This window comes from Polynucleobacter sp. AP-Capit-er-40B-B4 (assembly GCF_018882245.1).
Taxonomy (GTDB): Bacteria; Pseudomonadota; Gammaproteobacteria; order Burkholderiales; family Burkholderiaceae; genus Polynucleobacter.
This window is the reverse complement of the sequence record NZ_JACVOV010000001.1, coordinates 611,451-633,793: the sequence shown is the minus strand read 5'-3', so window position 1 is coordinate 633,793 and position 22,343 is coordinate 611,451. Positions and strand designations below refer to the sequence as shown.

The following is a 22,343-nucleotide window of genomic DNA, read 5'->3' as shown; positions in this document are numbered from 1 at the left end:
GACTGCTTCGGCAGTCTTTTTTATTTTCCAGACATGAATTTTTTCAGGAGCTTATGATTGTGAGTGACATTCAAAATACTGAAGCCCTAGGCTGATTTCTCATTTTTAAGATTGTATGAAGCATTCCTTTAAATACCTTGTGAAGCATTACTCCTTTTATTTGGGTGGCGATCAGCCGCTAGTTAATTGGTTGGAGCGATTGCGTTCAGTGTTTGGGGCTTTTATAGGTCTTGGTCTGGTACTCACCATTGCAAAATTTTTAGGTGAGCTCAATGCCATTGATGAGTGGTTGATGGCGTCCTTAGGGGCGAGTGCTTTACTGGTCTTTGCTTTACCAGGCAGTCCGATGGCGCAACCTTGGGCTGTGATTGCAGGCAATACTTTGTCTGCTTTGGTGGGAATTACCTGTGCGCATTGGGTTTCATCCCCATTGTTGGCGCTGCCGCTGGCCGCATCTTTATCCATTCTGGGTATGTTTATTTTGCGCTGTTTGCATCCGCCGGCAGCTGCGGTCGCGATGATTGCGGTACTAGGGCATGTGCTGCATTACCGTTATGCCTTCTTCCCCGTGCTGATTGATTCGGTGCTCTTGGTAGTGGCTGGGGCAATCTATAGTAATTTGACTGGTAAAACCTACCCCAATAAGCCTAATAAGTAGGCCTAAAGAATCTAAAAAGACTTAATTGTCTTTAAATATAAATTAATTAGGCCTATTTTTCTTTATCTACTGCTAATTATTAATAACTTCAATTTATTTCACTTTAGTTGCTGCGATTGAAGCGATGCAGTCTTTAATGCCGTAATTGTGATATTTGCCCGCATTTTCCTTTTTAAGCGATTGGGCGCACTCAATGACGGAATTGCGAACATTGATTTTTGGGGTATTTGCTGCTGTCATGCTGTCTCCTCAGATTGGTAGGGTTGAAGTAATTGTGGATATGCTTCCTGAAGCTTTAAATAGCTTTCTTGTAAAAGTGAATTATAAAAATCTTTGTGCCAGACTTCAAAGCCATGAAGCCCCATGGGCAATACCCCAGTTTGCTCCATCCAGTAGGCGGGCTCCATTTCGAGGGCGAACTTGGCGGCGATCAGGGGCGGGCAAGCCTTAAAAGAAGGGTCAATTGAGCCCCAATAGCCAAAAAAAGCATCTTCCATAAAGAAGGTTTTGCTAATGTGATCCTCTTTGCGGGCCAGTAAATCCTGGGTTTTGGCGATATTGCGCAAAGAAAGGCCACCATTTCCCACGTAAAAGCGCTTGGTATTGATCTGAATGGGCCAGCGATTGCATAAAAACCGATATTGCGGGAAGCCCTTGATCCACGGGGCCCCATAGTAGGCATAGCCCAGGTTGCAAAATTCTTCAATTTGGTTGCTGAGCAAGAAAGTATCTAGCTGGGCTATGAGCAAATAGTCGTATTGATCAGCAAATGGGGTGTAAAAAGCGGGGCTAATCACCAAGTCGTTATAGCTTTGTACGCTGACAAAGTGCTCGGGTGCATAACGCTGGACACAAAGCTCTGGCCAGAGGGTCAGGTACTCAGTCAGATCTAGGTTTTCTGGGCATACCAGGGCAACGTTTTCAACCCCCAAAAGGCGCAATTGCAACAGGGAGCGCGCCTCAGATAGCGAAAGATCTGGTTTATAAATCGGCACCGTAGTCACATAGCGCTGGGGGGAGGGGGTGGGCATGTTTAAAGAGTGTAAAAACGCTTAAATTCGGTCAGTCAGATAGGCTTTGGGCCTTACAATGGCAGTTATTTTGTTAAAAAACATAATCAGTGAGTGATATTACGCCAGCCTCTTCATCGTCTCAGATAATTCCCGTTATTTTGTGTGGCGGCTCGGGCACTCGTCTCTGGCCATTATCTAGAGCAGGCTTTCCCAAGCAGTTTTTGGTTCTATCTGGCGATGGCTCAAATCAAAGTCTTTTTCAGCAGGCAATCAGTCGAATCCATTCAGTAAGTGGCAAGAATGTCACTCTGGGCAAAACAGTCATTGTGACCAATGAGGAGCACCGTTTTTTAGCGCTCGATCAATTACGTGAACTCAAGAGTAAGCATGCAGCGCTCTCAGCCGCCTTGCTCTTAGAGCCTGTTGGTAGAAACACCGCACCAGCTTTAACCCTAGCTGCTTTGTACGCACAAGATCAGTCAGTAAATGCTAACGGTGATTCTTCCAATACTGCTGATCCTATTTTGGTTGTCACTCCTGCAGATCAAACCGTAACTAACCCAGCTGCATTCACTCAAGCTTTGGCGAAAAGTATCGAGATTGCGCAAACTGGTGCAATTGCTATTCTGGGTATTACGCCTAATGCTCCAGAAACGGGTTATGGCTACATCAAAGTACAAAGCCAGGCTAATTCTGAAAATGGATATACAGTTGAGCGCTTTGTAGAAAAACCAAATGAAGTCACTGCAAAGCAATACTTGGCAGAAGGCGGTTATTTCTGGAATGGCGGTATGTTCGTTCTTAAGGCCAGTGTTTGGTTAGCTGCCCTCAAAGAGTATCGCCCTGATATTTTGGCCGCCACTCAAAGTGCTTGGCAAGCTAAGGCTACAGATGCTGCTGGTGAAGCAGAATTTATTCGCCCTGAAAAAGAATTATTTAAAGCGATTCCAAGTGAATCGATTGACTATGCAGTCATTGAAAAATGCCCCGGCTCCTCATATCCCATCAAGATGGTCGAGTTAGATGCAGGTTGGAATGATCTTGGTGCATGGGATGCAGTTTGGCAGGTAGGTAAGCAAGATACACAAGGTAATGTTACTACTGGCGATACCTTGGTGAGTAATTCGAAGAATTCATTAATCCACGCAAGCAGTCGTTTGGTGAGCGCTGTTGGGGTTGAGAATCTGATCATTGTTGAAACAGCCGATGCAGTCTTGGTTGCCGATCGAAAGAATAGCCAAGACGTTAAAAATATTGTGGGACAACTCGAAGCGCAAAAGCGTGAAGAGAAAAACCTGCATCGCAAAGTCTCCCGCCCATGGGGCTGGTATGACAGCGTGGATGAAGGTGAGCGCTTTAAGGTCAAACGTATTCAGGTAAAGCCTGGTGCGAGCTTATCTTTGCAGATGCATCACCATCGCGCTGAACACTGGATTGTGGTGAAGGGTACTGCCGAGATTACCAATGGCGATCAAGTCATCCTGCTTTCTGAAAATCAAAGCACCTATATTCCGCAAGGACAAACACATCGTTTAGCCAATCCTGGCAAAACCCCTTTAGAAATTATTGAGGTGCAGTCAGGCAGCTATCTAGGTGAAGACGATATCGTCCGCTTTGAAGATACCTACGGTAGAAGTTAATTTAATCATCAACATTTAGTCAATATTTACTAAGCATAGAAGAGTCAATTATGAGTAAGCAAAAAGTAGCCCTAATCACTGGAATCACAGGTCAAGATGGTTCTTATCTAGCCGAGTTTTTATTAGAAAAAGGCTATATCGTTCACGGTATCAAACGCCGTGCCTCTTCTTTCAATACTGAGCGTATTGATCATATTTACCAAGATCCACATATTAATCACCCAGACTTGATTCTCCATTACGGTGATTTGACTGACACTAGTAACCTGGTGCGCATCATTAAAGAGTGTCAGCCTGATGAGATTTATAACTTGGGTGCGCAATCCCATGTGGCGGTTTCTTTTGAGTCTCCAGAGTACACGGCTGATGTCGATGCGATGGGTCCTTTACGTATGCTCGAGGCAATCCGCATTTTAGGCTTGGAAAAGAAGACTCGTTTTTATCAAGCCTCTACCTCTGAGCTGTATGGCCTAGTGCAAGAGATTCCACAAAAAGAAACGACACCTTTCTATCCGCGCAGCCCATACGCAGTAGCAAAAATGTATGCCTACTGGATCACTGTGAACTATCGTGAAGCGTATGGTATCTATGCCTGTAATGGTATTTTGTTTAACCACGAATCAAAGCGCCGTGGTGAGACATTCGTAACACGTAAGGTGACTCGTGGCTTAGCTAATATCGCTCAAGGCCTTGAGAAATGTCTGTACATGGGTAATATCGATGCCCTACGTGACTGGGGTCATGCAAAAGACTATGTTCGTATGCAGTGGTTGATGTTGCAACAAGATAAACCAGAAGATTTTGTGATTGCGACCGGCGTGCAGTTCACTGTCCGTGAATTCATCATCCGCAGTGCTAAGCAACTAGGCATTACCTTGAAATTTGAAGGCTCTGCTGAAAATGAGAAAGCCATTGTGGCCTCAATTGAAGGCGATAAGGCCCCTGCGCTCAAAGTGGGTGATGTCATCGTGCAGATTGATCCACGTTACTACCGTCCTACCGAAGTTGAAACGCTGTTGGGCGATCCAACTAAAGCCAAAGAAAAGTTAGGCTGGGTTCCAGAAATCACTCTTGATCAAATGATTGTGGAGATGGTAGCCAATGATCTAGACCAAGCAAAACAGCATGCTCTATTACAAAAGCATGGTTACTCAGTATCGGTTGGTAAAGAAAACTAAAAAGAAGACTCAACAAAAGAAGATCAATACGTGCCAACAGATTTAAATCAAAAAATATACGTAGCTGGCCATCGCGGTATGGTGGGTTCTGCCATTGTGCGCAACCTGCAAGCCAAGGGTTATAAAAATATTATTACTCGCACTCATGCTGAATTAGACCTTACTAATCAGCAGGCAGTAAAAACGTTTTTTGAAACAGAAAAGCCAGATCAGGTCTATTTAGCTGCAGCTAAGGTTGGCGGTATTCATGCGAACAATACTTTTCCGGCAGAGTTCATTTATGACAACTTGATGGTGCAGAACAATGTGATCCATCAAGCTTTCGTCAATGGCGTAAAAAAGCTTCTGTTCTTGGGTTCAAGCTGTATCTACCCACGCTTAGCACCACAGCCTATGGGCGAAGATGCACTTCTTACTGGCAAGCTAGAGCCAACAAACGAGCCCTATGCCATTGCCAAGATTGCTGGCATCAAAATGTGTGAGAGCTATAACCGTCAGTATGGCAAATCACATGGTGTTGACTACCGCTCGGTCATGCCTACCAATTTATATGGTCCGGGTGATAACTATCATCCAGAGAATAGCCACGTTATTCCCGCTCTCATTAGGCGTTTTCATGAGGCTAAGCTTGCTAATGCACCAGAAGTAGTGATTTGGGGTACAGGCACGCCAAGAAGAGAATTTCTCTATGTCGATGATATGGCCGCTGCCTCAGTCTTTGTCATGGAGTTAGATAAGACTGCTTATGATGCGCAAGTTGAGCCTATGCAAAGTCACATTAATGTAGGCTTTGGATCGGACGTCACGATTGCGGATTTGGCCAATGCGGTTGCAACGGCGACTGGCTACCAGGGAAAAATTGCTTTTGATACTTCAAAGCCTGATGGTGCGCCTCGCAAGTGGATGAGTTCAGAGTTGCTGAACAAATTAGGCTGGAAGCCGCAAGTGCAGCTAGAACAAGGCCTTAAGAATGCGTATGCGCAAATGTTGGAGCAACCCGAGTTTTCAGCAAGCTAACTTAGATATAGATGAGACTGGCCTTTAACAGTGCTTCAGTAAAGCAAGACTATCTTGGTAGTGGGTTAATTTTTCTCAACGTTATATTGCTGTCTATTTGGGCCATTAAAGACACAATTGCTCTGCGTAATATCGTCTTAGTCCTGGGTGCTATTGCCTCCATCATTTATATTGCCAATGATTGGCGCTTCGGTAACCTAAAGAAGCAACTGCGGTCAGTTCACACTTTGCCATTAATCCTTGCTGGATTGCTTTTCGCTTGGGTATTTATTCATTTCTTTTGCTTTTCGCAAGATCCCATAAGTCAGCTTCAGGAGCTCAAGAGTACGTGGTTGCGAGTACTTTTGGGTTCAATTCTGGCTTGGGGCACGGGCTTAGTCATTTTGCGCAAGCGCATGTGCATTAATTATTTATGGCTTGGAATCCTGCTTGGAATCCTGGCTGTCTATACGCAATACATTCCAAAGGCGTTGGCAAAAAATGCGTTATTTGTTCCTGACTACCATGGCTATTTATTTGAGGGCAAGATTAATGGTGTCTTAGTTGGCACCTTACTGATTGCGGGTTTAACAGGTACGGCACTAGATCTGTATAGACAACATCAACTAAGTACCCATAAATGGGTAATGGCATTTTGGCTTTTAGGTGTTGTTGTAGTCATGTACTCTTACGTCTTCATATATGATACTCGTAATGGTTTTGGTTTAGCGGCCATTTTGTTTGCCGCCATTATTTTGAGTGGGATGTTGTGGGTTATCAAACGCATCATCACTAAAGGTGCCACCAAAGAATTGGCATTCATGATCATGTTTATTGTGGGGCTAGCAATCCTAGCTTCGATATTTACTTATCACCAGATTCAACGTAACACTGGTTGGCTCACACTGGTTGAGGATGCCAAGATTGCGGTTCAGGTAGATAAGTATCCACAGTGGCAACGCTCTAATATTGGTGGTGAAGTGCCGCAAACAGAGTCTGGCAGAGTTGTAGTGGGCAATACTTATGAGCGTGTGGCTTGGGCAGTTGTAGGAGTAAGGTTGATTGGTCAGCACCCTCTGGGTACAGGTGTTCTATACACCCCATTTAATAAACTACTGCAAATAGATTATCCGGGTGCCACCCCCTATGCGACACACAGTGGCTGGATTGATTTGACCTTATCGCTTGGTATTCCTGCCTTATTACTCATGTGGGGAATCTTGGCAAGTGTCTTCTACTTGGGCGCTAAATCTGACGGTTCATTTGCTATTACTGTGCCCATCATGGCCGGAATGATTTTTTTACTTTATCTCGTTGGCGAGCTCAATGGTAAGCACGCGGTAGAAATCCTATTTTATTGGTTTGCGATCCTAACTGCACTGCAATTGCCTCAAATATCGAAGACAAATCACTCAAGCATTCATCACACGGTATAGCATCATTATGAATATTCTCTTAACGGGTGGTTTGGGTTTTATTGGCAGTCATACCGCAACGGTATTGGCTGCTGAAGGACATGAGGTAGTGATTATTGATAACTTATGTAATAGTCAACGGCAGACCTTAGATAGCCTAGAGAGCATTACCGGTAAAGAATTGCCTTTTTATGAAGGTGATGTTCGTGATGCACCTCTACTCAAAGAGATTTTGCAAAAGCATCATATTGAGTGTGTGATTCATTTTGCGGGATTGAAATCTGTTGCTGAATCCGGTACCGATCCACTGAAATACTTTGACAATAATGTTGGTGGATCGATTGTGCTCATTGAGGCTATGCAGGCCACCAATGTCAAGAAGCTCATCTTTAGCTCAAGCGCTACTGTTTATGGTGAGCCCCAATACCTGCCTTACGATGAAGATCATCCTTTGGCTCCTATGAATGTCTATGGTAGAACCAAGCTGCAAGTGGAAGAGATTCTGCAAGACTTATCGAAGTCAGATCTTGATTGGTCGATTGTTTGCTTGCGCTACTTCAATCCTATTGGTGCCCATGAATCAGGTTTGATTGGTGAATTGCCTCAAGGCATTCCTAATAACCTCATGCCTTATATCTGCCAAGTAGTCTCCGGTAAGCTGCCGCATCTGAATGTCTTTGGCGACGATTACGATACAAAAGATGGCACTGGAGAGCGTGACTACATCCATGTGATGGATTTAGCAGATGGACATGCTGCCGCCTTGGAGTTTGTTGATAAACATAAGGGTTGGGAAGCTGTTAATCTAGGTACCGGTATTGCGTATAGTGTGTATGACTTGGTTAGTGCTTTTGAGAAATCTTCAAATCAAACTATTCCTAAGGTAGTGAAAGAACGCAGAATTGGCGATCTACCTATCTACTACGCTAAGGCAGATAAAGCATTGGTTATGTTGGGTTGGAAGGCTAAGCGTGATTTGCAATCAATGTGTGATAGTTCTTGGAAGTATCAAGAGCAACTCTTAAAGTTAGCAAAATAACTTTACCAGCATGCATAAGCGCATTATTCAAAGCTCGTTTTTCTTATTGGCAGACCGCGGCTTTCGGTTAGTCATTAGCTTTGTATTAGGAGTATTGATTGCCCGCTTTTATGGGCCAGAAGAGTTTGGTCAGTTAAATTATGTCTTAGCTACCGCAAGTGTTTTTGGTAGCCTATCTTCTTTAGGGCTTGATGATATTGTGCCGCGGGATATGGCGGCGTTAAATCAGGAAGGCCTTTCTCGTGACGATATTGAAAAAACGGCCTTCATTCTCAGGTTATTTGGCGGTGTGGCTGCCTATATCTTGGTGCTTGGCCTCACGTTTTATGAGTCGGGCGCTTCACGCTTATTCGTAATCGCCTCTTTATTGGCCCTATATCTCCCTATACAGGCGGGTGATGTCTACGAGTATCGGTTGCGGGTAGAAGATGAGTTTTCTAAGATTGCCTTAAGTAGGAGTCTGGCAGCTTTTTTGGCCAATGTCCTCAAGGCGCTTGTCTTAATAGTGGCATTGCCTATTAGCTATATTGCAATGGCCATGACCAGTGAATTTTTGCTGACCACCACTTTCTTCAAGTTGTGCCTAAAGAAAAAAGGGTTCTTACCAGGCTCCTTTCGCTCGGAATATGCCAAAAGCTTATTGCTTCGATCGTGGAAAATTATCTTTGCGGGTCTTCTCATTACGTTTCAAGCTCGGGTGGAGTATTTCTTAATAGAGCAATTTCTCGGGTGGCAAGAGGTAGGCCAGTATTCGGCGGCACTCAAGATTTTCGAAATTATTGATGTGGTCTGTGTCATTCTTGTTACGGTATTGATGCCGAAATTGGCTGCAATGATTAATTCTGAGAATGATATGGTTTATAGAAGGCGCACCTATTTGATTGGCTTTTCTATCTATTGCCTATTGATACCAGTCATGATTGTTTTGACAATTATTTTTCCATATTTATATGGTACACAGTATGCTGAAGCAGCAGCAGTGTTGCCTTGGCTATTTTTAAGGCCGCTTTTTGGAATGCTAGGCTCTGTTCGTAATATGTTTATTGTGCTAGAAGGTAATTATTGGTATCCAGCCTTATCAGCATTGTGCAGTCTTATTGTTAGCGTGATTACTGGCTACAGCTTAATTCCGGAATATGGCTTATATGGTGCTATTGCTTCCAGTATGCTGGGCTTGTTTACTTTAACCGTACTGACAGATCTGGCGTTTTATAGAAAGAACTCATTTGCAGTATTCACTTGTTTTTATGAGTTTTTCTATTTTAAGAGGCTCATTATGCAAGGTCGCCGAGGCTCGCTATGAAAGTGCTCCTTTATTGGCACGACATTTATTTGCCGTATTCGGATTATTTAATCCGAGGATTCGCTGCTAATTCAGCGATTAGTCAACTTTGTATTGTTGGGCCTGATGAGTATGAGGCTGATGCAATCTACTCTGGATCCGAATGTGATCAATCTTATCCAGAAAAAGTCATTTTTAAAAAGATCAAAACATACTCCTTTAGAAAAAAGTGGGGCCCAATCTCAGAATTTAATAAATGCATCCAAGAATTTAAGCCTGATTGCATCATTGTCCTGGACGAAGCCTTTTCAGTGAATGTCTTGAACGCTGCCATTGCTAATTATTTGGCTAAAAACAAAGCAACTGTGCTGTTTTATGGTTTTGAAAATATCAAACAAACACCACCATTGCAGTTTCTTGTAAGCAATTTTTCTCTAAAGAACCTATGGGTGTTTTTGCGAAAAACCATACGCTATTTTCTTGCAGATGCTTTGTTGCAGCCGGTGCGCTCTAGATTGGTGGCGGGTGGACTAGTCTGCTACCAGGAGGGTGTGGATGTAGTGCGGCAGTTTGGCTGGGTACCTAAAGTCAATATTGCTTGGTGGGGCATAGATCTCAAACCCTTTTTAAAGCTAAGTAGGCTAGACCTTTCTGCCTTAGAAAATTTTAGTGACAAAACTGATGATGCCCAAAAGACGATTGGATATGTAGGCCGCTTTATTGAGGAAAAGGGTGTTTTAGATCTGGTGGACGCACTTGCCTTGTTGGGTGAAAAATATCGCCTGGTTCTTGTTGGCGGAGGGCCTTTAGAGCCTCAGTTAAAAGAGCATATTCAGGGGCTATCGCTGCAAAATAGAGTGGACATCATCCCCCCAAAAGCGCGTGATGAGTTAGCCAAGCTCTACGCAAGTTTTGATGTGCTCGTTTTACCTTCCAGAACAGGCTATTTTTGGAAGGAGCAGTACGGTAGAGTGCTAGTTGAGTCAATGGCTTGTGGTGTTCCGGTAGTCGGCAGTCAGTCCGGAGCGATTCCAGTAGTGATTGGCGATCCATCGCGTTGCTTTGCCGAAGGGAGTGCCGTACAGATGGCTGAAGTAATCCAGTCAACGATTACTGCCTTTCAGTCTGACGATGCCACAGATAAACGTATTGCACTGATTGAGCGAGCAAAGTTAGGTGGAATTGATCAGTTTGTGAATGCTTTCCTTGGACTGCATCATGATTTTAGTGCTCATCAATATTTAGACAGGTAAGAAGCTTTAAATGAAATCGCTCTTTCCTTACCACCGTCGCAATCCATTGGCTATTGCTGCATTACTTCTGTGCGATTTGTACTATTGGTTTTATGCAAGTCTATTTAGGCGCAACTTTGTTTTGCCTCAGACTCTGAGTCGCATTTTGTTGGTTAATCCCGCGCATTTAGGCGATGTGGTTATCAGCACTGCAATCTTGAGGGAATTAAAAGAGCAATTTCCAAATTGCACTATTGATTTCTTGGTGGGTGATTGGGCTGCTCCGTTAGTTAAGGATCATCCAGGTATCGACAAATCATTTTTTATTAGCCATTGGCATGCTAATCGAAGCAATCAAACACTGTCTGAGCAAAAGAATCTATATCAACTTCAGGTAACTCGGGTAATGAGTGAATTGAGTGATCACGAATACGATGCTATTTTCTTTTTGAATTCCTATGAGCCTTCATTAATTAATCTATTTAAGAGGTTCTCATGCCCTTTAGTTGGCGTTGTTAGTGCAGGGGGCGGCCCCTTACTGAGTTTTATTGTTGATAGTTCTGCGATCCATGAGGTGCAAATTCAAGCGAGCTTGTTTAAGCCATGGCTGGGTGAGGTGAAAAATTTAAGTCAATATCAAGCTTGGCTCAAACCCCCTATGGCTTTGGATAAATTGACAGAACAGATTGGGATCGCCAAACCCTACATCGTCATTCATCCGGGCTCTGGTAATCCCGCCAAAGAATGGCCCTTGGAGAGCTGGATTGAAGTCATTCATGCTCTGGCTCAATCAGATCTAGGAATTGTAATTACCGGTCATGGCGAGCGTGAGAAAAAACAGGCAGATTTGTTAAAAGGAAATCGTTGCATTAATTTAGTGGGCTTACTAAATTTTGAGCAATTTACCGCTGTGATAGCAGGTGCGAATACTGTTTTGTGCGTTGATTCAGTGGCAGGTCATATAGCGGGTGCTTACGATAAGAATACGGTCATTATTGGTAACGGCTTAAGTAATATTGAGCGTTGGCATCCCTTGAGTAAAAGGAGTCATTTACTTGTAAAAAAGATGGCTTGTTCTCCATGTCACAGCCATCCTTGTGCGCAAAGAACTTGTATTACAAGTATTACCCCAAAAATGCTAGCTGATCAGCTTCCTGAGATATTTAGCTAATCATGAAAAGTATCACCATCATTAAATTGGGCGCTATTGGCGATGTGATTCAGGCTGCCGCTGCCGTGGATCAATATAGAAAGTTAAATCCAAGAGTAGCCATTGATTGGGTAGTTGGTAAGCAGTTAGAGCCACTGCTGATCAGTATGAATGTGGCTGACCGTGTCATTGCCATTGAGGATCAATCCATATTGCACGGCAAGCCGGTAGCAAGGCTACAGTCTTTACTAAAGGCTTTTATTCAAATATTTAGGCAGATTTCGCATTCCAATCAACTCTATATAGCTCATAGTAATTGGCAATATTGTGTTTTTGCAATTCCATTGCTCTTAAAAAATCCAATACTTTTATTTGGTGGCATAAAACGTTTTTTCCCAGAATTAACAAAATTTCGCGTTAGTGAATATTTCCACTTTATATCGCAAAGTTCAATGACGGGCCGACAAGGTAATGCGGCACTGCAAAATCTGGGCATAAATGCACTTAGCTCCAAAGAACGTCATAAGTTTATTTCTGAACCCTCAAGAAAGTATGTGGCACTTGTGCCGGGGGGCAGTAGAAATATGATGCGCGATGATTTTTTACGTCGCTGGCCAACTGAAAGCTATGTTGAGTTGGCAGGCAAATTCATTGCCAACGGGTATGAAGTGGTATTGGTGGGTGGTAAGGGCGATGTTTGGGTTAAGTCTTATTTCTCAGAGATTCGAGTCAGGGATTTGATTGGCGAGACTAGCATTAATGACGTCATTGAGATTTTTTCTAAAGTGAATTTGGTTATTAGTCACGATACAGGCCCCCTACATTTAGCCACCATGACCCCAACCCCTTTAATTGCCATATTTGGCCCAACCCCAGCTTCTGCCGTAGTTTCTGCTGAAAGACAATCTTTGGCGGTATTCAAAGCTGCTGCTGATGTGGTTTGTTCGCCCTGTTATGACGGTGTTAGCTATGCCCCATGTCAAGATCCAATTTGTATGCGTTCAACTACTGTAGATGCGGTGTTTAAAAAAGCAATGATAGCTTTGAGCGAGGATACTCTTGGAGCGCAATAATCAACTGCTAAAGAGTTTGGACTTTTGGATAGGTATTCCGCTGCTGTATTGTCTATCTCTATTAAAGAGAAAGACAGTTAATAAGCCACAAGAGATTAAATGTATTGGCATTTTTGCTTTTGCCGCCATTGGCGATTCAATCTTGTCTTCCTGTTTATTGCCGTCCTTGAGGACTCAATACCCCCAAGCGAAAATGATCGTTTTTGCCTCATCAGCTAATGCTGCCATTTATCCTATTTTGTCTGAATACGATGAGTTAGTGGTCTTGCCTGTCACTAAGCCGCTCAATGCATTCAGTCTGCTAAGGAAATACTCATTAGATGTATTGATTGATACTTCCCAATGGCCAAAGTTAAGCGCTCTTTACAGTCTATTTATTAAAGCCAGATTTAAGATTGGCTTTAAGACACGGGGCCAATTTCGTCATTTCGGATATGACGAGGTAGTAGAGCATTCAAATGCTATTCATGAGTTAGAGAACTTTCGTTGCTTATTAAAGCCATTGCAAATCCCTTGCCAAGGAAATCCATCATTTAATCTAGAAAAGATTGCTAGCCAAAACTTGGGTTCTATTGATCTAGAGCAGCACCAGCCCTATATAGTTTTTCATCCCTGGGCTAGCGGTACCAGGTCGGATTTGCGTCAGTGGCCTATCGATTTGTGGGTTAAGTTAGCTATAAGCTTGGTGGAAGATGGCTGGAGTATCTTAATTTCCGGATCTCCTCAGAACCATGCTGATGCAGTTGAACTTGCAAATGCCATTGGGGCCGAGAATAAGGTTGATGTGCTAGCTGGGAAGCTAACTTTACCTGAGGTAGCTAAAGCTCTTCTAGGTGCTAGCGCTGTAATTTCCGTAAATACGGGAATAGCGCATTTAGCTGATCACTTGAAGGTTCCAACTATTGCTCTTAACGGGCCAACAAATTCAGCCAGATGGGGTGTTACGAATTCAGTCTCGAAAAATATTGATGTTCCAAAAGAGCATGGAGGCGGCTTTTTGAATCTCGGATTTGAATATCCCAGCAATCCTCAGTACAGCATGAATCAAATTACTGTACAAGCAGTTCAAGCAGCACTCAAACAACTCACTACAAAATAATCTACTGTGAATAGATTTGGACTTACTTAGAGCTATAAAACAATTGGTTTATTTTGGGATTTGCTATAGGCTGGGGAGGTGAAGTAGCGAGACCATGATCCCGGCATCTCAGGGATCGCATGCCCGTTGTAATCAATGCCTGCTTGGTTTAACTGTAGATCAGGATTTTGCAAAAGTGCCTTACGAATCACTCTTGTAAGCATTCCGGTTGCGGTAAAGCTTAAAATTGCATCCTTAGGATTCTCAAAAATCTTATCTTTAAAGTAGGGATAGAAGTTGCAGATTTCTTCAATCATCATATTGGTGACAGGATGGTTTTTTGCAAAACCAAAAGACCATTGCATGGCTAGTTTGGTAGGGTGCTGGACTCTATCCATAGTGGCTTGTTCGGGCAATATGATGCAGTTATTTTGCTCGTACGAGATCAGGCAATCAGACTCAGGTTTTAATAAACTCCTTAAAGGAACTGCACAACCTTTGTTGATATCAAAATAAAATCCGCCTCGCTCATTCAATATGCAAACTCTAAAAATATCTGCCTTGGATGGGCCAAACTGAGAATTTTGATAAATATGAAAGATGGGGTGATCGCCCCAAAACTCTTCCATATAAGCTTGAATTTTTTGATTATCAAAAAGGTGAAAATTCAGATCAGGATTTAGTTTTCTAAAGTTAATAATATTTTTGTAAAGTGTTTTTCCAAACTGACGATTAACCCAAGTTTGATAAACATTAGGTGGTATGTGGGCATGATTAAAGGGTTGTGTGGCAACCTGGTCATCTAACCATTGATAAGGTTTTTCTAAAACCAACTGGGCTCTTCTAATGGATTTTTTAAGCTGATTAATAAGTAGATTGGGCATGCCAGTGATTTCGTGAATAGTTTAGTTAAATTACCGAGTAGAATTATTTTTAGGTAGGAGCGGTTCTATTGCGGTCATTAGAATGATTTTGAGATCAAGCGATAATGACCAATTCTCAATATAGTAAAGATCATACTCAATTCGCTTATTGAGATCTGTATCTCCTCGCAATCCATGAATTTGCGCCCAGCCGGTAATGCCTGCTTTAACTAAATGCTTCTTGGCATAGTTGGGGATCTCCCGAGAAAACTGTTCAATGAATTCTACGCGCTCAGGGCGAGGGCCCACTATAGACATTTCGCCTCGCAACACATTAATAAACTGAGGGAGTTCGTCTAAGTTCATGCGACGCATCCATCTAGAAAAAGGATGTGCTGTCTTTGCTTCTGAATTACCCCAGCGCACACCATTTTTTTCTACATCTGCAGGCATGGATCGAAATTTCAGCATCTTGAATGGACGGCCATTAAGACCTACTCGCTCCTGCTTGTAAAAGACGGGTCCTCGTGATGTCATCTTTACGCTAATGGCTAAGACCAGCAGTAAAGGGCTTAATAAAATGAGGATAAGGAGTGAAATTACAAAGTCTTCAATATTTTTAACCAGTAATGCTTCACCAGAAAACGGAGAAGCATTGAGATTGAGCATATTCACACCAAGCACTTCTGTGGAGCCATGATTGATTAGGCGCAAAGTAAATAGGTCTGGCGCATATTTAATGCTAGCTGAGCTAAAGCGCAATTGATGAATAAGTTCAGGAAGCTTACTTGCTTCACTGATGGGTAGGGCAATCCAGATTTCGTCCAGTAGCTGACTAGATATGCCCTCTAATGTAGATTTTGCGTCAATATGAGGGATCAAACAAGCCAACTCAAACTCTATATAAGGAGTTTGGCGGACCTTTTCAATTAATTGCTCAGCAACTACACCAGCCCCGATAATTGCCACTTTCTTTTTGGTGTGAGAATGTCTTTGTAGCTGCTCTAACACCAGTTGAAGAGCGATGTTACAGATTATTAGGAAGAATAATGCAAGCCCTACCCAAAGTGCCAGCCAAATCCTGGAGAGAAGATTGCCGCTTTGTGTAAAAATAATTAATAGTGAAATTGTCATGAAGGTGATGACCCAAAACTTGCCTACTCTAGTGATGGCTTGTGTGGGTGAAAATGAGTCCCCCTGAATGGCTGGCTTCGAAGAAATGAGTAAATAAACTAAGCAGGCGCCAAAAATAAAAATATTATATGAATCATTGGGTATTACCAGATTCCAAAAGCGCAGGTGTAAGGCAGCAAAACCAGAGAAAAAAATAATCCCCGCATCAATTAATCGATTGATATAGGGGGTTAGAGAATTTGTTATTCGCATAGCTCCTTTCAGGATAAAAAGCTTACAAGGATAATAATGGGTAGCAGATAACTCATCCCAATATCCAATTATGTATCAATTCCATACGAATATAGAGAAGAATGGCAAGACTTAGAGTGGCAACTAGAGTGTATTTATTCGGTTTTAAATTTCCGGCTAGAAAAATTAAGGGGGAAACATAAAAATCAAAAAGTCTAGTTTGAGCTATATGAATAGGAGCAAAAATCCAAGCAAGAAATACTGCTAAAAGAATACTTGCCAATGAAAATCGCTGTAGAAAATTAATCATCGGCGACATCTTATCTGCATACAAGATAAAGATCAGGTATGCAATTATCAAAAGATATGCATCGGGAAATTTTTTTTCCTGGGAAAATATTCCACTGTGATACTGGTCCAAGTAAAGCTGAGATTCAGTTTTAGCAAGGAAGCTAAGTTGATTTGCCGATGGTGTCCAGCCCAAGTAGATGCAAGCCAGCGCAAGGATGATTAATGCTGTTAAGAGGTTTTTGAATTTTGAAGCGAAAGAAAATGGAATGATGCCGATAGAAAAAATGCCCTGTGAATGAAAAAAATAATTCGAAAGAAATATCCCAGACCCTAAAATTTTTTGACCTAGGACTAGAAAATAAAAGGCTATAAAAAAAAGAGTAATGGCAGAACCAGCGCGAAGCAATGTGAAATCAAAATAAATATAGGTTAGCGGTATAAAAAGAGTAAATGCAAGTAATTTTCTGGTACATAATTTGTCTATTATGTAAAGTTGCATGAATGTACCAAATGCGCTAATTACCAGTAATGCAGTTGGGTTTGGTATGAGTGACTTTAAAATCCCAGCCAAGAGATACCAACCCCAATCTCTAGAAAAATGCTGTAGCTTTAAGCATTCCGATATCGGGCAGATACTTTTCGATATATCAATATATGCTAAATCATCCCGCCCAAGCCCAAGTGGGCGTAATGCGGTAAATCCTATAAGGGCTATACCCATGGCCCAGTAAATACGTTTTTCGAGAGTAGAATTAGGGTATAGGCTTAAGTAAGCCGTCAAACATGTCAGCGTGATAAAAAAGCTAAAAAAGACCCAAGAATAAAATTCATTAAAATCTGTTAATGCATCAATTAGGGTAGTAAAAAACATATATTTGAACAATAAAGGTTAAATATCTATTTTAAAGGTTAAAGCGTAATTTTTTATGGGGTAAGACAATTTCCCGTTAGTATTTCTAATCACTTTTAGATTAATTTAAAAATGATAAAATATAAATTATTTTTTTGATTCGATTTAGTATCCATCTTAACGATTAATTGCCATAAAAAGTAAATCATCTATATTTACCGTTTATGTTGAGTCGGAATTAAAGTGTGCACTATTTTTTTATAACAGTATTTTATTTGTAAGCTCTGACTACTTGTAAGATAGTATTTGGCGCCTTACAAGGCAATGGTCTCTCATTGGGTTATCTTTTATCATCGCATGATGAAGATTCTGGTCTAAATATTAAGTGATGTACTCTTACATCACAATAAAAAACAATCAAGACCAAGACTGTTAAATGAATATTTAGTAATATTTTGCAAAGTTTTTTAAGATGGGTTGGTTTAGTAATTTTGGAGACATTTCGTTTGAATATACTTCTAACGGGCGGTTTAGGTTATGTAGGAAGCCATGTTGCGGTTGTCTTGACAGAGGCGGGTCATCAAGTCACTATTTTAGATAATTTATCCAATTGCAAGCATGCTGTTTTGGATCGTCTAACTAAAATTTTGGGTAAGGAGCCTACATTTATCAAGGGCGATGTTCGTGAGACTTCCCTGGTTGAATCAATTTTAAAAACCCACTCAATAGATTCTGTAGTTCATTTCGCTGGTCTAAAGTCTGTTGGGGAATCAGTTTTAGATCCAATGCTTTATTACAATAACAATTTAATTGGGGCAATCTCTGTTCTCAAGGCAATGCAGCTATGCAGAGTCAAAAAATTTGTTTTTAGTTCGAGCGCAACAGTTTATGGGTCTCCACAATATTTGCCGATCGACGAAATGCATCCACTAAACCCTGAAAGTCCTTATGGGAAAACTAAATTACAGATTGAGTTAATCCTGAGGGATCTAGTGGCATCTGATTCTGGCTGGAAAGTAGTTGCTTTGCGATACTTCAATCCCGTTGGCGCGCATGATTCTGGATTAATTGGTGAGGAGCCCAACGGCACTCCCAATAACTTAATGCCGTATATCTCCCAGGTAGCAATAGGAGCCTTGAAAAGACTTAAAATATTTGGGAGCGACTACGAAACACTTGATGGAACTGGTATTCGTGATTATATTCACGTAATGGATTTAGCGGAGGGTCATCAAGCGGCATTGGAGTACCTGTCGGAGCCGTCGGAGCCGCTATCAATTATTAATTTAGGCACAGGATATGGTTGCAGCGTCTTAGATCTGCTTAAGTTATATGAGATAGCCTCATCGAGACGCATTCCTTTTGAGGTAACTGAAAGGAGACCTGGCGATATTGCTTCCTGTTACGCAAATGCTGATAAGGCTTTTAAAAGGATGGGCTGGAAGAGCAAGCGCTCCCTAAAAAATATGTGCGAAGATTCTTGGAAATGGCAAATGTCACAAGCTCTGAAAAAATGATACTTAAAGGATTTATTGCTGAGACTCTTGATTGCTCTAGAGATATGAGTGGCTTGATATGCTGTTAAAATTTTTGCAATTATTATTTAATTTTGGATTATTGGCATTTGTGTTGTAGGAAGGCCTGACACTGCATTGTTTCGGATTTCTCAGAAGCATCCAATTTGCATAGGTTTCATATTCTGAGAAACAAGCGTGCGAACTCAGAGAGCGAGTTTTAGCAATAGCCTCATGCCATGGAACCTGATGGATAGACTCCAACTCTGCAAACATCCTTAAAACATTCTTCTTATTAAATATCATCATGTGTGCCACTCTGGACCAAAGTGCGGGGGGTCTTTCATTAAATAAAAGATTAAAAGCTGCAAAATATGGGGGCCACCATTCTTCGACTCCAAAAAAAATAAATCTATCCCTGTGATCAAAAAATGATATAGGTTTTATGAAGTATGTATCAGCATCAATCACAATATAGTTCTCAGATTCGGATTGAATAGACCATCCTAATTTAAGAAATTGTTGAAAAAGCCATCCTGATCGATTGGGTAAGGCGCTCTCAAGGGGGTAAGGATAGTGATCGATACTAAAATCGACTACATCAATCTCGTCAATAAAAATGACTCTATGATCTTTAATAAGGGTTCGTATATGGGCGACATTGTTTGAAATGATGAAAATATTGTTTATCTTAATATTTTTGATTAGATTGAGACTATTGATTGATCTATTAAGTGCGCCAGAATCCTTTTGATGAACCACGTAAACAATATCGATATTTTTAGGAGTTATATACGGAAAGTTTAGCCCTATTTTTAAGGATTTTGCGAGTTTAAGCATTAAAAAGTGAGTATATTTCCAAGGCCCGCGCTGCTGTAACATTTTGACCTGGGAGTTCAGTTTTTTAATCATGGTTTTAAAGACATTGGGGTTTGACAAATAATTAACACTAGATGTGTTAATTATAATTCTTAAAATTGAGATTTTGACTCAATTATCCGGTTAAAATGTCTTTAATCCATGAGATAGAATGATTCCAAATGCTTTCGGTTATTATCCCGACTTATAACAGTGCTGAGACCCTTTTGGAGTCATACAAATCCGTTTTAAAAAGTGGCGTAAAGGATCAAGAGATTATTTTTGTGGATGATGGCTCAACAGATGAAACTCATCAAATAATTTCTCGCATTAAGTCGACAAATTCCAATGTTATTTTTCTAAAGAACCCTTTAAATCTTGGTGGCGGTGCGACTCGTAATAAAGGGGTGGAGCAGGCGAAAAATCCCTTTATCTTTATTTTAGATAGCGATGATATTCTTCTGCCAGGTGCTTTGGGTGAGGCGGTAGAGGATCTTAAGCTTACTCAGGCTGATGGGGTCGCGACTTCGCAATCAGTATTTTTTTCGGATGCTGTAGCTAAGCCAATCAATATTATTAAATATAAGAGTGGGTATTCTACTTTTGAGAATTTAGTATCACATACCCCAAACCCTGTAATAGGCAATTTACTTTTTACCAAGCAGGCTTTTCTTGATGTTGGTGGATATCCTAGTCATCATAGTTTTGATACCCAAGGTTTCGGTTTTAGACTTCTTCAAAACAATAAGAAAATATATGTTGGTAGAACATTCATTTATTATCAAAGATTACCATTTAAACCCTCATATTACGCCAGAGAAGCAAGAGCTGGAAATGTGAATAGGAATTGGTTTTATATTTTTAATGAATGCCTCTACAAATTTTCGCCAAAAGTAAGGAATTTAATTCTTGAATTTCCTTATTCAGATCCTCTTTTATTAGCAAAAGGACACAATCTTTTTAATGTATTGGCGGACCAGGCGAGTGACATAGGCTTTTATTGCAAGGACTCTATGGGCTTGGACGAGGATGAAGCATATATCAAATACGCTAATACAGGTGATTGCACTATGAATGCCTGGTGTGCTTCTTATGAAATAAAAAATGGACATTATGAGGCTGCATTTGATCGGCTGAAGCAGGATGAGTATTGCTCGCATCGAATTAGATTGATGTATCCCATGCTTGCAAAGATATTTGGAAATAATTTTTCTTTGTGTGATATTGAAGATCTGTCATATTTCTTCAGTAAAGAAAAGAGTCGCTCTTGGCGGTTTAATTTCTTGAGGCAAAAATTTATAAATAGACTAAAGATTAGTAGGTATATGGGATGACTAATATTGAAAAATGCAGAATTATAGAGCTGCCAAAAATTTCTGATGCAAGAGGTAATTTGACATTTATAGAGGCCAATAAGCAGGTTCCGTTTCAGATTCAGCGTGTTTACTATTTATATGATGTACCGAATGGTGCGGAACGGGGTGGCCACGCTCATCTTGAGCTAGAGCAGTTAATAATTGCTTCTTCAGGTAGCTTTGATGTAGTCATTGGTGATGGTGAGAGGCAAAAGCGAATTCATTTAAACAGACCATCTTTCGGACTCTATATCTGCCCGTATATTTGGAGAGAATTGGATAATTTTTCATCGGACTCCGTATGTACTGTATTAGCCTCGAGGTTCTATGATGAAAAAGATTACCTCCGGGAGTATGAAGATTATTTATCACTAAGGTTCTCTAAATGAATATTCCATTTTTAGATTTACGTGCTGCATATACTGAGCTCAAGTCTGAGATAGATGTTGCTGTAAAGCGAGTTTTAGATTCAGGGTATTACATTCTTGGACCAGAGTTAGAGTCATTTGAATCCGATTTTTCCTCCTACTGTAATGCTAAATTTTGCATAGGGGTTGGAAATGGTTTAGATGCTATCTATATTGCGTTAAAGGCTCTTGGCGTCGGCGTTGGGGATGAGGTGCTGGTCCCATCCAATACTTATATTGCAACGTGGTTAGCGGTAAGTCAGTGTGGCGCAATTCCGGTTCCAGTGGAGCCAGATATGGATACTTACAATATAGATCCTTCTTTATTTTCAAAGGTAATTACAAAAAATACCAAAGCAATTATCGCTGTCCATTTGTATGGTCAACCAGCCTCATTGGATCAAATAATAAAATTTGCAAAAGAATTCAATCTTAAAGTTATTGAAGATGCTGCACAAGCTCATGGTGCTAGTTATAAAGGAAAAAAATAGGTGCACATTCCGATATGGTTACTTGGAGCTTTTATCCAGGGAAAAACCTTGGGGCGTTTGGTGATGGTGGAGCCATTACAACAAATGATGAGCAGCTTGCTAAAAAGGCTTCAATTATTAGAAATTATGGTTCCGAACGCAAATATGTTAACGACGTCATAGGCTTAAATAGTAGGTTAGACCCAATCCAAGCCGCGATTTTGAGCGTAAAGCTCTCTAAACTAGATGAATGGAATCAGCGTCGTACTAATATTGCTAATTTTTACAATGACACTTTTTCTGCAGCAGGACTAAGTATTCCAAAGCAGGCTGTAGGTTCTGTATCATCTTGGCATTTATATGTAATGCGACAAAAAAATAGAGATAAGATTGTCAAGGATATGAATGAGTTGGGGATTAATGTTTTAATTCACTATCCAATTCCACCTCACCTTCAACGCGCTTATGCATCAGCAGAGCATGTGCGCGGTAAGTTTCCAATTGCAGAAACCCTTGCAAGTGAGTTATTCAGTCTACCTATAGGACCACATCTTTCCAGTGAAGATGCAAAAAGAGTTGCTGAATCTGTTTTGCAAGTAATTGCATAAGTTTGAGT

Annotated in this window: 20 protein-coding genes and 1 pseudogene; 15 read left to right on the top strand and 6 right to left on the bottom strand. The window is 41.1% G+C overall.

Features of this window, described 5'->3' with window-relative positions; genetic code table 11:
* The first annotated feature begins 115 nt into the window (after window positions 1-115).
* Window positions 116-658: an HPP family protein gene (locus tag ICN19_RS03105; protein WP_216245722.1), complete on the top strand. Its 543-nt coding sequence runs from the start codon at window positions 116-118 to the stop codon at window positions 656-658.
* Window positions 659-751: 93 nt separating this feature from the next.
* Here ICN19_RS03105 and ICN19_RS03100 read toward each other — a convergent pair whose 3' ends face one another.
* Window positions 752-898 (bottom strand): hypothetical protein, encoded by a 147-nt coding sequence (locus ICN19_RS03100; protein WP_216245719.1) that lies wholly within the window; start codon window positions 896-898, stop codon window positions 752-754.
* A complete protein-coding gene (locus tag ICN19_RS03095) occupies window positions 895-1,689 on the bottom strand; it encodes a DUF5672 family protein (protein WP_216245718.1) in 795 nt (264 codons plus the stop codon). Before ICN19_RS03095 ends, ICN19_RS03100 begins: the two co-directional genes overlap by 4 nt.
* Before the next feature lie 89 nt (window positions 1,690-1,778).
* On the opposite strand from ICN19_RS03095, the gene ICN19_RS03090 reads away from it, so the two are divergent.
* Genes ICN19_RS03090 through ICN19_RS03045 form a run of 10 tightly spaced genes read left to right on the top strand, consistent with a single transcriptional unit; the run spans window position 1,779 to window position 13,775 of the window.
* Window positions 1,779-3,311 (top strand): mannose-1-phosphate guanylyltransferase/mannose-6-phosphate isomerase, encoded by a 1,533-nt coding sequence (locus ICN19_RS03090; RefSeq protein ID WP_370625118.1) that lies wholly within the window; start codon window positions 1,779-1,781, stop codon window positions 3,309-3,311.
* Between the two features lie 50 nt (window positions 3,312-3,361).
* Window positions 3,362-4,489 carry a GDP-mannose 4,6-dehydratase gene (gene gmd / locus ICN19_RS03085; RefSeq protein WP_216245716.1) on the top strand — a complete coding sequence of 376 codons (1,128 nt, stop codon included), beginning with the start codon at window positions 3,362-3,364 and terminating at the stop codon, window positions 4,487-4,489.
* 30 nt (window positions 4,490-4,519) lie between these two features.
* Entirely contained in the window at window positions 4,520-5,506 is a 987-nt protein-coding gene (locus ICN19_RS03080) for an NAD-dependent epimerase/dehydratase family protein (protein WP_216245714.1), read from the top strand.
* 11 nt (window positions 5,507-5,517) lie between these two features.
* Entirely contained in the window at window positions 5,518-6,921 is a 1,404-nt protein-coding gene (locus tag ICN19_RS03075) for a hypothetical protein (protein WP_216245712.1), read from the top strand.
* A 7-nt stretch (window positions 6,922-6,928) separates the two neighbouring features.
* Window positions 6,929-7,939 carry a UDP-glucose 4-epimerase GalE gene (gene galE / locus ICN19_RS03070; RefSeq protein WP_216245710.1) on the top strand — a complete coding sequence of 337 codons (1,011 nt, stop codon included), beginning with the start codon at window positions 6,929-6,931 and terminating at the stop codon, window positions 7,937-7,939.
* 10 nt (window positions 7,940-7,949) lie between these two features.
* Window positions 7,950-9,242 carry an oligosaccharide flippase family protein gene (locus ICN19_RS03065; protein WP_255536914.1) on the top strand — a complete coding sequence of 431 codons (1,293 nt, stop codon included), beginning with the start codon at window positions 7,950-7,952 and terminating at the stop codon, window positions 9,240-9,242.
* Window positions 9,239-10,474: a glycosyltransferase gene (locus ICN19_RS03060; protein ID WP_216245707.1), complete on the top strand. Its 1,236-nt coding sequence runs from the start codon at window positions 9,239-9,241 to the stop codon at window positions 10,472-10,474. Before ICN19_RS03065 ends, ICN19_RS03060 begins: the two co-directional genes overlap by 4 nt.
* Before the next feature lie 10 nt (window positions 10,475-10,484).
* Entirely contained in the window at window positions 10,485-11,624 is a 1,140-nt protein-coding gene (locus ICN19_RS03055) for a glycosyltransferase family 9 protein (RefSeq protein WP_216245704.1), read from the top strand.
* 2 nt (window positions 11,625-11,626) lie between these two features.
* Window positions 11,627-12,676, top strand: a complete 1,050-nt coding sequence (locus ICN19_RS03050) for a glycosyltransferase family 9 protein (protein ID WP_216245702.1) — start codon at window positions 11,627-11,629, stop codon at window positions 12,674-12,676.
* Entirely contained in the window at window positions 12,663-13,775 is a 1,113-nt protein-coding gene (locus ICN19_RS03045) for a glycosyltransferase family 9 protein (protein ID WP_216245701.1), read from the top strand. The genes ICN19_RS03050 and ICN19_RS03045 overlap by 14 nt, the downstream gene beginning before the upstream one ends.
* Before the next feature lie 32 nt (window positions 13,776-13,807).
* Here the strand turns inward: ICN19_RS03045 and ICN19_RS03040 are convergent, their stop codons facing one another.
* From ICN19_RS03040 to ICN19_RS03030, 3 genes are read right to left on the bottom strand one after another with little or no spacing between them, the layout of a single operon-like run.
* Entirely contained in the window at window positions 13,808-14,638 is an 831-nt protein-coding gene (locus ICN19_RS03040; RefSeq protein ID WP_216245699.1) for a glycosyltransferase family 32 protein, read from the bottom strand.
* Window positions 14,639-14,668: 30 nt separating this feature from the next.
* A complete protein-coding gene (locus ICN19_RS03035; RefSeq protein WP_216245697.1) occupies window positions 14,669-16,003 on the bottom strand; it encodes an exopolysaccharide biosynthesis polyprenyl glycosylphosphotransferase in 1,335 nt (444 codons plus the stop codon).
* A gap of 52 nt (window positions 16,004-16,055) precedes the next feature.
* Window positions 16,056-17,144, bottom strand: coding sequence for an EpsG family protein (locus tag ICN19_RS03030; RefSeq protein WP_216245694.1), 1,089 nt, complete (start codon window positions 17,142-17,144; stop codon window positions 16,056-16,058).
* A gap of 434 nt (window positions 17,145-17,578) precedes the next feature.
* Here ICN19_RS03030 and galE (ICN19_RS03025) point away from each other — a divergent pair, with 434 nt between their 5' ends.
* A complete protein-coding gene (gene galE, locus ICN19_RS03025; protein ID WP_370625117.1) occupies window positions 17,579-18,640 on the top strand; it encodes a UDP-glucose 4-epimerase GalE in 1,062 nt (353 codons plus the stop codon).
* A 36-nt stretch (window positions 18,641-18,676) separates the two neighbouring features.
* Here the strand turns inward: galE (ICN19_RS03025) and ICN19_RS03020 are convergent, their stop codons facing one another.
* Complete coding sequence (locus tag ICN19_RS03020; protein WP_216245693.1) at window positions 18,677-19,549, bottom strand: DUF6492 family protein; 873 nt, start codon at window positions 19,547-19,549, stop codon at window positions 18,677-18,679.
* Window positions 19,550-19,677: 128 nt separating this feature from the next.
* Between ICN19_RS03020 and ICN19_RS03015 the strand changes: the two genes are divergently transcribed.
* The 3 genes and pseudogenes from ICN19_RS03015 to ICN19_RS03005 all read left to right on the top strand — a co-directional run bounded on the left by ICN19_RS03015 (window position 19,678) and on the right by ICN19_RS03005 (window position 22,335).
* Window positions 19,678-20,829 carry a glycosyltransferase family 2 protein gene (locus ICN19_RS03015; protein ID WP_216245692.1) on the top strand — a complete coding sequence of 384 codons (1,152 nt, stop codon included), beginning with the start codon at window positions 19,678-19,680 and terminating at the stop codon, window positions 20,827-20,829.
* On the top strand, window positions 20,826-21,239 hold the full coding sequence (locus tag ICN19_RS03010; RefSeq protein WP_216245690.1) for an FdtA/QdtA family cupin domain-containing protein: 414 nt from the start codon (window positions 20,826-20,828) through the stop codon (window positions 21,237-21,239). Before ICN19_RS03015 ends, ICN19_RS03010 begins: the two co-directional genes overlap by 4 nt.
* Window positions 21,236-22,335 (top strand): annotated as a pseudogene (locus tag ICN19_RS03005) (DegT/DnrJ/EryC1/StrS family aminotransferase). The gene ICN19_RS03010 and the pseudogene ICN19_RS03005 overlap by 4 nt, the downstream one beginning before the upstream one ends.
* Window positions 22,336-22,343: the final 8 nt, after the last annotated feature.

Coding starts and splice junctions, on each gene's coding strand:
- ICN19_RS03030 (WP_216245694.1), bottom strand. CDS start 17,144: ATGTTTTTTACTACCCTAATTGATGCATTAACAGATTTTAATGAATTT.
- ICN19_RS03020 (WP_216245693.1), bottom strand. CDS start 19,549: ATGATTAAAAAACTGAACTCCCAGGTCAAAATGTTACAGCAGCGCGGG.
- ICN19_RS03065 (WP_255536914.1), top strand. CDS start 7,950: ATGCATAAGCGCATTATTCAAAGCTCGTTTTTCTTATTGGCAGACCGC.
- ICN19_RS03035 (WP_216245697.1), bottom strand. CDS start 16,003: ATGCGAATAACAAATTCTCTAACCCCCTATATCAATCGATTAATTGAT.
- ICN19_RS03095 (WP_216245718.1), bottom strand. CDS start 1,689: ATGCCCACCCCCTCCCCCCAGCGCTATGTGACTACGGTGCCGATTTAT.
- ICN19_RS03105 (WP_216245722.1), top strand. CDS start 116: ATGAAGCATTCCTTTAAATACCTTGTGAAGCATTACTCCTTTTATTTG.
- ICN19_RS03050 (WP_216245702.1), top strand. CDS start 11,627: ATGAAAAGTATCACCATCATTAAATTGGGCGCTATTGGCGATGTGATT.
- ICN19_RS03075 (WP_216245712.1), top strand. CDS start 5,518: ATGAGACTGGCCTTTAACAGTGCTTCAGTAAAGCAAGACTATCTTGGT.
- ICN19_RS03010 (WP_216245690.1), top strand. CDS start 20,826: ATGACTAATATTGAAAAATGCAGAATTATAGAGCTGCCAAAAATTTCT.
- ICN19_RS03060 (WP_216245707.1), top strand. CDS start 9,239: ATGAAAGTGCTCCTTTATTGGCACGACATTTATTTGCCGTATTCGGAT.
- ICN19_RS03100 (WP_216245719.1), bottom strand. CDS start 898: ATGACAGCAGCAAATACCCCAAAAATCAATGTTCGCAATTCCGTCATT.
- galE (WP_216245710.1), top strand. CDS start 6,929: ATGAATATTCTCTTAACGGGTGGTTTGGGTTTTATTGGCAGTCATACC.
- ICN19_RS03015 (WP_216245692.1), top strand. CDS start 19,678: ATGCTTTCGGTTATTATCCCGACTTATAACAGTGCTGAGACCCTTTTG.
- ICN19_RS03055 (WP_216245704.1), top strand. CDS start 10,485: ATGAAATCGCTCTTTCCTTACCACCGTCGCAATCCATTGGCTATTGCT.
- ICN19_RS03040 (WP_216245699.1), bottom strand. CDS start 14,638: ATGCCCAATCTACTTATTAATCAGCTTAAAAAATCCATTAGAAGAGCC.
- gmd (WP_216245716.1), top strand. CDS start 3,362: ATGAGTAAGCAAAAAGTAGCCCTAATCACTGGAATCACAGGTCAAGAT.